This is a genomic window from Ferrovibrio sp., from assembly GCF_025869515.1.
Lineage (GTDB): Bacteria > Pseudomonadota > Alphaproteobacteria > Ferrovibrionales > Ferrovibrionaceae > Ferrovibrio.
Genome location: NZ_JAOZVR010000044.1, coordinates 1 through 9355, shown reverse-complemented (window position 1 = coordinate 9355; position 9355 = coordinate 1). Strand labels below are relative to the sequence as shown.

Here is a 9355-nt window from a genome sequence, read left to right as displayed (position 1 = left end):
TCGGCAAAACACGCAGCCGTGACCAGCCCGACATAGCCGGAGCCGAAAATAGTGATATTCATTGATATGGATTCTGTTTGATTTTGGGAAAACGCACGCAAACAACGAAAGGCGTGCCGCGAGATAAACCGGCGCCCCGGGGATGTTATGCAGCGAATGGGCCAATTTTACTGCCAATGCCCGGAGCCTGTTTCCGCAGGCAGATATGACGCAGTTCTCAGCTCCAACCGTCACTCCGGCATAGCGTAAAGATGCAGGGTTTTCCTGCATCTTTTACCGGGAGAATATTCATGTCGAGTGACAACCGTATATCGGCTGAGATGTCGGCCGAAGATGTTACCGGGATTCTGGCCAGCATTGCGGCCGTGCGTAGCAAGTTGCCTTTCTTGCTGAACCTGTCGGCACAGGAGCGGCGGGAGCTGCCGAAGATGGGGGACAAGTCGATCGGCTTTGACGACAAGTGCCGCACCTATATGGCCAGCAACCCGGAGTTTCTGCCAGGCTTCATCGACGTGGCGGAGGTCAACAAAGACCGCAATCTGCGTGGGCAGCTGTCGCGCGTGTTCGCGGACCTGATCTCGTTGACCGACAGTGTGGAGGATACGCTGCGCGTGGTGGCGAGTGAGGCCTGGATGGCAGACCTTGCCTATTACCAAAGCGTGCGAGAGGCCGCCAAGCGGGGCCGTGCCGGCGCCCAGGGTGTTTACGACGACCTGCAGCAGCGCTTCCCCGGCGCGCCGACGCTGGCACAGCGGGCCGCCAGAAGCGGTAGCGATGAGGGCACCGCGGCGCAGCCGGCGTAGTGCCCATTGATCAACTGGTGGACTCTCTAATTTGTCGTTCCCGCACGTGTGGGGATCCGGTGAGTATCTGCAAGGCTGGATTCCGGCGTGCGCGGGAATGACATTTTTTTCAGAGAGCGATTCTCAACGATTAAAAAATATCGCGGCCGATAGTTCGGCAATTCAATTGGATTGAGTTTCAACGGGGCGGGATTATCAGCAACTCGGCGCCGGATATCGGCGAGATCTCGCCGGGTCTTCGGGAATGGGCTTAGATACCTGTGGTGAGTTCACCCCCTGCCGTGCCAGCTGGCGAGGTAATGAAGACTATCGGCGTCGACTCTTGGCGATGGGGCGGCGATTCTTTTGGGTGCGGCGAGGTAGTTGCTGGTGAGTTCGTCGGGTGCTGGGGGGATTAAAAGGATTGTTTTTTGTCCTTTGGCGAAGAATAAAAGCCCCTCACCCGCCCTTCGGGCACCCTCTCCCGCAGGCGGGAGAGGGCAAAAGCGGGGTTGGCTTTGGGGTTAATGCCGAATCTTGATCGTGTAACCTTCTTATTCAGTCAAATTCCCATATCCCTTCATGACCTTGCTCGTTACCGGCTCTGCCGGGTTCATCGGCTCCTGCGTCGTCCGCCAGCTGATTGCGGAGACGGATGAGCCCGTCGTCAGCATCGATGCGCTGACCTATGCCGGCAATCCGCTGTCGTTCGGCCCGGCGGCCGATTCGCCGTTGCACCGCTTTGAGCATGCGGATATCCGCGACGAGCCGCGGATGCGCGCGATCTTTGAGCAGTACCAGCCGCGCGCAATCCTGCATCTGGCGGCGGAGAGCCATGTGGACCGCTCGATCCACGGCCCGGCGGAGTTCGTCAGCACCAATGTGATCGGCACGATGACGCTGCTGCAGGTGGCGCTGGACTACTGGCGCGCGCTGCCGGAGCCGCGCAAGAGCGCGTTCCGCTTTCAGCACATCTCCACCGACGAGGTGTTCGGCTCGCTGTCGGCCACCGACCCGGCGTTCGAGGAGACCACGGCCTATCAGCCGAACTCGCCGTATTCGGCGAGCAAGGCCGGCTCGGACCACCTGGTGCGCGCCTGGCATCACACCTATGGCCTGCCGACGCTGATGACCAATTGCTCCAACAACTACGGCCCGTATCACTTCCCCGAAAAGCTGATCCCGCTGATGATCCTCAACGCGCTCGAGGGCAAGCCGCTGCCGGTCTACGGCGACGGCCAGAACGTGCGCGACTGGCTGTATGTGGAGGACCACGCCCGTGCGCTGCGCCTGGTGCTGGAACGCGGCCGGCCGGGCGAAACCTATAACGTCGGCGGCGCCGCCGAGCGCAAGAATCTGGACGTGGTCCATGTGCTGTGCGCGACGCTGGACGAGCTGCACCCGGCCGGCGCGCCGCATGCGCGGCTGATCCAGTTCGTCACCGACCGCCCCGGCCACGACCGCCGCTATGCGATCAACTTCAGCAAGCTCGAAAGCGAGCTCGGCTGGCGCCCTCAGGAAAGCTTCGAGACCGGCCTGCGCAAGACCGTGCAGTGGTACCTGGACAACCCGGGCTGGGTGGCCTCGGTACGCAGCGGCGACTACCGGCATTGGCTGGACAAGAACTACGCACAGCGAGCATCCACATCATGAAGGGCATCATCCTAGCCGGCGGCTCCGGCACCCGGCTGTATCCGCTGACGATGGCAGTCAGCAAGCAGCTGCTGCCGGTCTACGACAAGCCGATGATCTATTACCCGCTGTGCACGCTGCTGATGGCGGGCATCCGCGAGATTCTGATCATCTCCACGCCGCAGGACACGCCGCGCTTCGAGCAGCTGCTCGGCGACGGCAGCGGCTGGGGCGTGTCGCTGAGCTACGCGGTGCAGCCTTCGCCCGACGGCCTGGCGCAGGCCTTCATCATCGGCGAAGACTTTCTGGCCGGCGATTCCTGCGCGCTGGTGCTGGGCGACAACCTATTCTTCGGCCACGACCTCGGCGATCGCCTGAAGCGCGCCGCCGCCAAGCCCAGCGGCGCCACCGTGTTCGCGTACCCGGTCAGCGATCCCGAGCGCTACGGCGTGGTGGAGTTCGACGCGGCCGGCAAAGCGCTGAGCATCGAAGAGAAGCCCACGGCACCGAAGAGCCGCTACGCCGTCACTGGCCTGTATTTCTATGACACGCAGGTGGTCGAGATTGCCAAGGCCATCGCGCCGTCGCCGCGCGGCGAACTCGAGATCACCGACGTCAACAACCGCTACCTGCAGCTTGGCCAACTGGAGGTCGAAAAGTTCGGCCGCGGCGACGCCTGGCTGGACACCGGCACCCACGAGTCGCTGATCGACGCCGGCCTTTTTGTGCAGACCATCGAGAAACGCCAGGGCCTGAAGATGTGTGCGCCGGAAGAGGTCTGCTGGCGCCAGGGCTGGATCAGCAACGAACAGCTGACAGCGCTGGCCAAACCGCTGGCCAAGAGTGGGTATGGCCAGCATCTGCTGAGCTTGCTGCAGGATCCGGTGTATTAACCCCTCTCCCCACTCCACAGGACCCTTTCCCAGGAAAGGGGAAAGCTTTTCCTCTCTCCTGGGAGAGAGTGTCGCGCAGCGACGAGAGAGGGTCTGCTTTTGCATCCCGCCGCCCTCTCCCGGCCCTCCGGGCCACCCTCTCCCAGGAGAGGGGAACATCAACAGAACGGCCACCATGAACATCACCGCCACCGCCCTCGCCGACGTCTACCTCCTCGAGCCGAAAGTCTTTGGCGACGCGCGCGGCTTCTTCTACGAGAGCTTCAACCGCAAGGCCTTTGCCGAGGGCACCGGTGTCGACGTGGATTTTGTGCAGGACAACCACTCGCGCTCGGTACGCGGCGTGCTGCGCGGCCTGCATTACCAGATGGTGCAGCCGCAGGGGAAGCTGGTACGGGTGGCGGTCGGCGAGGTCTACGACGTCGCCGTCGACCTGCGCCGCTCCAGCCCGCAGTTCGGGCGCTGGGTCGGCGTGCATTTGTCGGCCGACAACAAGCGCCAGCTGTGGGTGCCGCCGGGCTTCGGCCACGGCTTCGTCGTGCTCAGCGAATCCGCCGAGTTCCTGTACAAGACCACCGACTACTACGCGCCGGCGCACGAGCGTTGCATCGCCTGGAACGACCCGGATCTGGCGATCGACTGGCAGCTGCCGGCCGGGCTGACGCCGGCGCTGTCGGGCAAGGACGCGGCCGGGGCCGCGTTCCGTAGCGCCGAGGTCTACGCCTGATGGCGGCCGCGCCGATGCGCATTCTGGTCACCGGCCGCGACGGCCAGGTCGGCTGGGAGCTGCAACGCAGCCTCGCCGTGCTCGGCGAGGTCATCGCGGTCGACCGCCGCCAGCTCGACCTGGCAAATCCCGAGCAGGCCGCCAGCGTGGTGCGCGAGCTCAAGCCGCAGATCATCGTCAATGCCGCCGCCTATACCGCGGTCGACAAGGCCGAAACCGAAGAGCCGCTGGCACGCGCGGTCAACGCGCTGACGCCGGGCGCAATGGCGCGCGAGGCCCACAAGCTCGGCGCGCTGTTCGTGCACTACTCCACCGATTACGTGTTCGACGGCAGCGCCAGCGCGCCGTACGCCGAGGATGACCGCGTGTCGCCGGTGTCTGCCTACGGCCGCACCAAAGAAGAAGGCGAGCGCCTGATCCGCGACAGCGGCGCCCGTCATCTGATCCTGCGCACGGCCTGGGTCTACGGCGTGCGCGGCAAGAATTTTCTGCTGACGATGCTGCGGCTGGCGCGCGAGCGCGAGCGCCTGCGCGTGGTCGGCGACCAGATCGGCAGCCCGACCTGGAGCCGGCAGATCGCCGAGGCCACCGCCGCGCTGACTGTCAAGCTCGGCACCACTGCGGTGCACGACACGCTCAATCTGAGCTCGCAGGGCCAGACCTCCTGGCACGGCTTTGCGTCGGCGATCGTCGAGCACGGCTCCGCGCTGGGCCTGTGCCCGGCCATCCCCGTCGACGCGATCAGCACTGCGGACTATCCGACCCCGGCGCATCGGCCGGCGTACTCGGTACTGTCCGGCGACAAGCTGCGCACCGAGCATGGGCTGGCATTACCTGGCTGGAACGAATCGCTGCAGCTGTGCCTGGCCGACCTGCCACGGCCGTAATCAATACCGCTGGCGCCCGCGAACATACGCCGCCGGCAGCGCCAGTAGGTTATCCAGCCGGCCATTTCCGCCGATCCGTCCGTTATCCGCAAAATAATGGACTGGCGACAGGCTCATCGACAGACACCAGACATCGGATATTTACTACCGGTTATCTGGCTAATTTCAGAATCATTACGGTATTATCTCGGCACTTTGAGGTTTCTTGAAGCAACCGGATATCGGGCTTAAGCGCGCGATCCAGCCAGGAAGAGATAATGACCACTTATAATGAATTGCTGAAACAGATCGAATCGCTGACCAAACAGGCCGAAGACCTGCGCAAAAGCGAATTCGAAGGCGTCGTCGCCGATATCAAGGACAAGATGCAGAAGCACGGCATCACCCTGGCCGATCTCGGCGGCGGCGAAAAAACCAGCAGCAGCCGCGCGAGCAAGAAAACCAGCAGCAGCTCCGGCAGCAAGGTTGCCGCCAAATTCCGCAATACCAGCACCGGCGAAACCTGGTCCGGCCGTGGCCGTACGCCGAAATGGCTGGCCGAAGCCGAAGCCAAGGGCGCCAAGCGCGAATCCTTCGCGGTTTAAGCCCGACGCGGTTGCCGAGAATTACCACCCGTAATGCGCTGCCCCGGCCGGCATTACGGGTGCATCAAAATAAAGCAACGAACATTCGCTGCGATATCAATATTCAGGTCATTCCCGCGAATGCGGGAATCTAGTCCCGCCAGCAAAACACAAAAGCTCTGGATTCCCGCGTTCGCGGGAATGACGTCGTACTGCGCTCGCGATACAAGCTGAAATGAACCGCGCAAACGACACGCCGCTGTCATGGCAAAGAAATTGCGGATAGCTACTCTTACCACCGATCCATTATCGGTTGGCTCGACACTTTCGATCGGGCTTCAGGAGCAGCACTGTGGCACTAAAGTATTCCGATCCCATCACCGGGGATTTGCGCTACAAGCGGCGCGTCGTATGGGCGGTTCTGGGATTCGTTGCCGGAACCGTGTTCGGACTGCTACTGACCTACCTGATGTAGCGTTCACCCACCGCCCACCTTGCCCGCCTGACCTTCAGCCCTTGTACGCGGGGATCTGGAAGGTCTTGCGCATGATCGCCTCGAGCTGAGCCTCGGACAGCAGGCGTTTCATCAGGCCCATCGGTTTGACGTCGTTGCCGACGTAATGCATCGGCTGCCATTTCTTCAGATCCAGAATCTTCAGCGTCTGCTCGACCGCCGCTTCCGGCGTGCTGCCCTTGGCTTCCAGAAAGTCCGGCAGCACCTGCATGACCGTGCGGCCCAGCACCGGACCATAGACCTTCAGGATCGCCTCCGGCTGTTGGTTCCAGGTCACTTTGGTGTTGGCGTGCGCATTGGCCGACATCGCGGTCAACACGCCGCCGGGGATGATCGACGTCACCTGGATACCGAACGGCGCCAGCTCGTGGCGCAGCGTCATCGTCATGCCATGGATCGCGTACTTGGTCATGTTGTAGGCGCCCGCCGACACCGGGTTGGACAGGATCGCGCCTGAACTGTAATTGGCGATGCGCGAACCCGGCGCGTTCTGGCGCAGCAGCGGCAGGAACGCCTGGACCACGCGCACCTGGCCGAACAGGTTGATCTGGAACAGCCGTTCCATCTGCTTCAGGTCCGCGCCCTCGATCACACCGACCGCGACGTTGGCGACGCCGGCGATGTTCATCAGCAGATCGAGTCCGCGACCGCCCAGCGCATGGCGCACGAAGTCGGCACTGGCGTTGACCGAATCGGTACTGCTCACGTCCTGCTCGACGACGGTGATGTTCGGCCCGCTGACCAGGTCGGTGGGCGCGCCGGGCAGCACGCCGGCAAACACATGCCAGCCGCGCGCGGCGAGCTGCTTGGTCAGCAGGTTGGACTGGCCGATGTTGGCGCCGGTCAGAAAAGCGGTTTTGGTGGTCATCGATGCGTTCGGTTTTTGAGTGCCTCAGCATCGTATCGGCGGTGCGCGCAGCGGCTTCGTCCGAAGCAAGTAGCGGTTCGCGCTGCGGGCAGGAGTGGCGCTTCGTTCTTGCCGCACACCCTCACCCGGCCCTAACCGGCCACCCTCTCCCACACGCGGGAGAGGGGCACCTAGCGCAGCAGCGCTATTTCTTTTTCTTCCCCTCTCCCGCTTGCGGGAGAGGGTGGCGCGACGGCGCCGGGTGAGGAGACGCTAGCGCTACCCGGCAATCACCACGCCGCGCCGCAACGTCAGCCGCGGCCGCACCCGATGCAGCGCGCTGCGCAGCGCGCGCCAGGGCTGCGCCAGCAGGCACAGATCGGCCACCGCGCCAACCTCGACGCGCCGCGCGCCGCGGCGCGACAGGTCCGCCGGCTGCAGGAACAACTGCAATGCCTGCTCCGGCGTCAGGCTCTCGTCGGCACCGAGCAGCGCGCCACTTTCGGTGCACCGCGTGACCGCGGCCTGCATCGCCTGCCACGGATCGGCGTCGCCGAACGGCGCGTCGGTGCTGCCGGCGAGCATCACGCCGGCGTCGACAAACGCGCGCAGCCGGTACAGCCACGGCCGGTCTTCCGCGGCGACGTCGGCGATGTAGGCATCGCCACGCTCGGCGATGAAGCCGGGCTGGCTGACCGCGGCGACGCCGAGTTCGCGCATCCAGGCCAGCAATTCCGGCGGCGTCACGCCGGCGTGTTCGATGCGGTCGCTGGGGGCGACGCCGGCCTCGGCCAGCGCACCGAGCGCAAAGGTCAGGTCGGTACGCGTCACGCAATGGAACGCGGCGCCGCGGCCGGCGACGTGGCTGCGGCGTATCGCCGCGCACAGCTCGTCGAAGTCCGGCAGATCGGCGTCGTGCAGATGGAACTTGTGCGCGCCGCAGCGCACCGCGCCGGCCGCGTGCGCATGCGCGTCGAGCCGCGCGTCGCCCATCATCAGCAGGTCCTGCAGCAGTTCGCCGCGCGCGATCGCGTCACCGAACACGTCCAGCATGTCCGGGCCATTGTCCGGCGTGGTGTCGGTGACGCCGGTGACGCCGTATTGCGCGAGCCGGCGGCTGATCGCCTGCAGGCTCGGCCGCGTGCGCGGATAGCGCGAGCGCAGCCAGTCGTCGGCGTCGTACAGGCGGCCGGTGAAGCGGCCCTGCGCGTCGCGCTCCAGCGGTGCGTCGTCGGCGTCGCTGCGCACGCCGAGCGCGGCCAGCGCCGCCGAATTCAACAGCCACAGCCGGCCGCTGCGATGCTGGATGCGCAGCGGCCGAGGCGGGCCGCAGCGGTCCAGCCAGTCGCGGTCGATGTCGCCGGCGACGGACTCGTGATAGCCGACACCGCGCAGCCACTGGCCGGGCGCAAGCTCGGCGTCGCGCGCGTGCAGCGCGCGCTGCAATGCGTCGGCGTCGCGCTGCAGCGACGGGCCGCACTGCAGCGAGTCGCGCGCGGCCGCGGCCGCGTACAGATGCAGATGGTGGTCGTGCAATCCCGGCAGCAGCGCGCCGCCGGCGGCGTCGATCACGAGCTCGCCGGGCACGGCTGGCAACCGCTCGGCAATAGCCTTGATGCGGCCGTCGGCGATGCGCAGATCGGCGATGCGCGGCTGCGCGATGCCGAGCTCGGCATTGCGGATCAGCATGCGCGTTCCGCCACGCTCGCCGGAACGAACGCAGGCAGCTCGCGCATCACATTCGCAGTGTCCGCGCCGATCGCAGCGGCGGCATATGGCGCGCGACGCGCCTGCGGCGGCCGCACCGGCTGGCGCGAGGCGCGCAGCTGCTGTGTCCAGTTGCGCCAGCGCTCCTGTGTGCCGCCACGCAGCTCGAAGCCGGCGCAGTCGCGCAGCACGTCCACCAGCGCCAGATCGATCAGGCCGGCGCCGCCGCGGCGCCAGCCGGCCCAGGCCGCGAACGCCGCATGCAGGCCCGCCATCGGATCCGCGATCGCGTCGCCGCAGATCAGCCAGCGCCCGGTCGCGCGCTGCAACTCGGCCGACAAACCCGCGGCGACGCCGGCATCGTCGCCATACGCGATCCACTGCGCCTGCGGTTCGGCGCGGCCGTGGCCGGTCAGGCTGATCCAGGTCAGCTGCGGATTCGCCGCGATCAGCGCGTCGGCATCGATGCCGAGCTGGCGCAGCGCGCGCGGCCGCGAAGCCTCGACGACGATGTCCGCGGACTGCAGCAGCGCCAGCAGCTGCGCGCGGCCGGCCGCACTGCGGAAGTCGAAGGCCGCGCAGCGTTTGCCGGCGTGCATCAGGTCGAAGAACGCGGCCGCGCCGCCACGGGCGCCGTCGGGCCGGTGGAGGCTCTCGACCTTGATCACATCGGCGCCACAACGCTGCAGCAGATGCGTGCACAGCGGGCCGGCCCAGAGGGACGAAAGATCGACGACGCGGGGACGCCTGCCCGCTGCTTCCCCTCTCCCGCTCGCGGGAGAGGGGAAGCAGCGGCGGGTGAG

General features: G+C 65.7%; 9 protein-coding genes. 6 read left to right on the top strand and 3 right to left on the bottom strand.

The features are described 5' to 3' along the window. The first annotated feature begins 290 nt into the window (after positions 1 to 290). From OJJ21_RS06445 to OJJ21_RS06420, 6 genes are all read left to right on the top strand, one after another. Complete coding sequence (locus OJJ21_RS06445) at positions 291 to 803, top strand: hypothetical protein (protein ID WP_297684317.1); 513 nt, start codon at positions 291 to 293, stop codon at positions 801 to 803. A gap of 561 nt (positions 804 to 1364) precedes the next feature. After that, positions 1365 to 2435 carry a dTDP-glucose 4,6-dehydratase gene (gene rfbB / locus OJJ21_RS06440; RefSeq protein WP_297684316.1) on the top strand — a complete coding sequence of 357 codons (1071 nt, stop codon included), beginning with the start codon at positions 1365 to 1367 and terminating at the stop codon, positions 2433 to 2435. Then, on the top strand, positions 2432 to 3307 hold the full coding sequence (gene rfbA, locus OJJ21_RS06435) for a glucose-1-phosphate thymidylyltransferase RfbA (protein ID WP_297684314.1): 876 nt from the start codon (positions 2432 to 2434) through the stop codon (positions 3305 to 3307). Before rfbB ends, rfbA begins: the two co-directional genes overlap by 4 nt. A 175-nt stretch (positions 3308 to 3482) precedes the next feature. Beyond that, a complete protein-coding gene (rfbC, locus tag OJJ21_RS06430) occupies positions 3483 to 4034 on the top strand; it encodes a dTDP-4-dehydrorhamnose 3,5-epimerase (RefSeq protein WP_297684312.1) in 552 nt (183 codons plus the stop codon). Next, a complete protein-coding gene (gene rfbD, locus OJJ21_RS06425) occupies positions 4034 to 4921 on the top strand; it encodes a dTDP-4-dehydrorhamnose reductase (RefSeq protein WP_297684310.1) in 888 nt (295 codons plus the stop codon). Before rfbC ends, rfbD begins: the two co-directional genes overlap by 1 nt. Before the next feature lie 257 nt (positions 4922 to 5178). After that, positions 5179 to 5505: an H-NS histone family protein gene (locus tag OJJ21_RS06420; RefSeq protein WP_297684309.1), complete on the top strand. Its 327-nt coding sequence runs from the start codon at positions 5179 to 5181 to the stop codon at positions 5503 to 5505. Between the two features lie 488 nt (positions 5506 to 5993). Here OJJ21_RS06420 and OJJ21_RS06415 read toward each other — a convergent pair whose 3' ends face one another. From OJJ21_RS06415 to OJJ21_RS06405, 3 genes are all read right to left on the bottom strand, one after another. Next, positions 5994 to 6866, bottom strand: coding sequence for an SDR family NAD(P)-dependent oxidoreductase (locus OJJ21_RS06415; RefSeq protein WP_297684307.1), 873 nt, complete (start codon positions 6864 to 6866; stop codon positions 5994 to 5996). A gap of 258 nt (positions 6867 to 7124) precedes the next feature. Further along, positions 7125 to 8534, bottom strand: a complete 1410-nt coding sequence (locus OJJ21_RS06410) for an amidohydrolase family protein (protein WP_297684305.1) — start codon at positions 8532 to 8534, stop codon at positions 7125 to 7127. Continuing rightward, a partial coding sequence (locus OJJ21_RS06405) for a CoA transferase (protein ID WP_297684303.1) occupies positions 8528 to 9355 on the bottom strand: 828 nt, incomplete at its 5' end. The genes OJJ21_RS06410 and OJJ21_RS06405, both read right to left, overlap by 7 nt.

What these genes read in the sequence shown, in the direction of transcription:
- OJJ21_RS06445 (WP_297684317.1), top strand. Translation starts at nt 291, where the DNA reads ATGTCGAGTGACAACCGTATATCGGCTGAGATGTCGGCCGAAGATGTT.
- OJJ21_RS06415 (WP_297684307.1), bottom strand. Translation starts at nt 6,866, where the DNA reads ATGACCACCAAAACCGCTTTTCTGACCGGCGCCAACATCGGCCAGTCC.
- rfbC (WP_297684312.1), top strand. Translation starts at nt 3,483, where the DNA reads ATGAACATCACCGCCACCGCCCTCGCCGACGTCTACCTCCTCGAGCCG.
- rfbA (WP_297684314.1), top strand. Translation starts at nt 2,432, where the DNA reads ATGAAGGGCATCATCCTAGCCGGCGGCTCCGGCACCCGGCTGTATCCG.
- rfbD (WP_297684310.1), top strand. Translation starts at nt 4,034, where the DNA reads ATGGCGGCCGCGCCGATGCGCATTCTGGTCACCGGCCGCGACGGCCAG.
- OJJ21_RS06410 (WP_297684305.1), bottom strand. Translation starts at nt 8,534, where the DNA reads ATGCTGATCCGCAATGCCGAGCTCGGCATCGCGCAGCCGCGCATCGCC.
- OJJ21_RS06420 (WP_297684309.1), top strand. Translation starts at nt 5,179, where the DNA reads ATGACCACTTATAATGAATTGCTGAAACAGATCGAATCGCTGACCAAA.
- rfbB (WP_297684316.1), top strand. Translation starts at nt 1,365, where the DNA reads ATGACCTTGCTCGTTACCGGCTCTGCCGGGTTCATCGGCTCCTGCGTC.